This window comes from Bacillus horti (genome assembly GCF_030813115.1).
Lineage (GTDB): Bacteria > Bacillota > Bacilli > Caldalkalibacillales > JCM-10596 > Bacillus_CH > Bacillus_CH horti.
Window position 1 is genome coordinate 1 of sequence record NZ_JAUSTY010000044.1, and the last position, 1,485, is coordinate 1,485.

Annotated in this window: 1 rRNA gene; it reads right to left on the reverse strand. The window is 47.9% G+C overall.

Features of this window, described 5'->3' with window-relative positions:
- Positions 1-1,485, reverse strand: a 23S ribosomal RNA gene (locus J2S11_RS22175); the annotation flags it as partial.

The window sequence follows — 1,485 nt, forward strand, 5'->3', positions numbered from 1 at the left end:
GCTTTCGGCGGACAAGATTCTCACTTGTCTTTTCGCTACTCATACCGGCATTCTCACTTCTAAGCGCTCCACCAGTCCTTACGGTCTGGCTTCTCAGCCCTTAGAACGCTCCCCTACCACACTAGAGGTTAGAAGTTAGACGTGAGAGAAAATTAGAGAGATTGCCAATTCTTGTGAAGTTTATTTAATTGCTTCCCTAATTGGTCTGCTCTTTCCCACAGTAATCCATATTGTTCCTCTGAGATATAGCTAAAATCTTTAGCATAATCCAATAAAACTTGAACTTCATTGCATGAGCCTAAAGCAATTAAAAGAAATCGTTTAAAATCAGCTACAGATTGCTTCTTGCCATATCCTTCAGCAATATTGAGCGGAATAGATATTGCTGCTCTTCTTAACTGACTTCCTAACTCATACTGTTCATGTTTTGGGAACTGGTGGGTCACCTGATGAATATCTTTCCCAAGGTTATACGACTGTTGATACACTCGTAAATCTCGGTAGCTTTTAATCATCTTTTCCTCCAACTTCTCACTTCTTACTTCTAACCTCTAGCATCCATAGCTTCGGTGATACGTTTAGCCCCGGTACATTTTCGGCGCAGAGTCACTCGACCAGTGAGCTATTACGCACTCTTTAAATGGTGGCTGCTTCTAAGCCAACATCCTGGTTGTCTGAGCAACTCCACATCCTTTCCCACTTAACGTATACTTGGGGACCTTAGCTGATGGTCTGGGCTGTTTCCCTTTCGACTATGGATCTTAGCACTCATAGTCTGACTCCCGGAATAAAGTACGTGGCATTCGGAGTTTGACTGAATTCGGTAATCCTGTGGGGACCCCTAGTCCAATCAGTGCTCTACCTCCACAACTCATCTTCCGAGGCTAGCCCTAAAGCTATTTCGGGGAGAACCAGCTATCTCCGTGTTCGATTGGCATTTCACCCCTACCCACACCTCATCCCCGCACTTTTCAACGTGCGTGGGTTCGGGCCTCCATTCAGTGTTACCTGAACTTCACCCTGGACATGGGTAGATCACACGGTTTCGGGTCTACGACCCCGTACTTTCGCCCTATTCAGACTCGCTTTCGCTGCGGCTCCGTCTCTTCAACTTAACCTGGCACGGAATCGTAACTCGCCGGTTCATTCTACAAAAGGCACGCCGTCACACATTAATGGTGCTTCGACTGATTGTAGGCACACGGTTTCAGGTTCTTTTTCACTCCCCTCCCGGGGTGCTTTTCACCTTTCCCTCACGGTACTGGTTCACTATCGGTCACTAGGTAGTATTTAGCCTTGGGAGATGGTCCTCCCAGATTCCGACGGGGTTTCACGTGTCCCGCCGTACTCAGGATCCGTCCCGGAGGGACAAGGGTTTCGGCTACGTGGCTGTTACACCCTATGGCTGACCTTTCCAGATCAATTCGCCTACCCTCGTCCTTTCTTACTCCGTATGGGACGTCCTACAACCCCAGCATGCAAGCA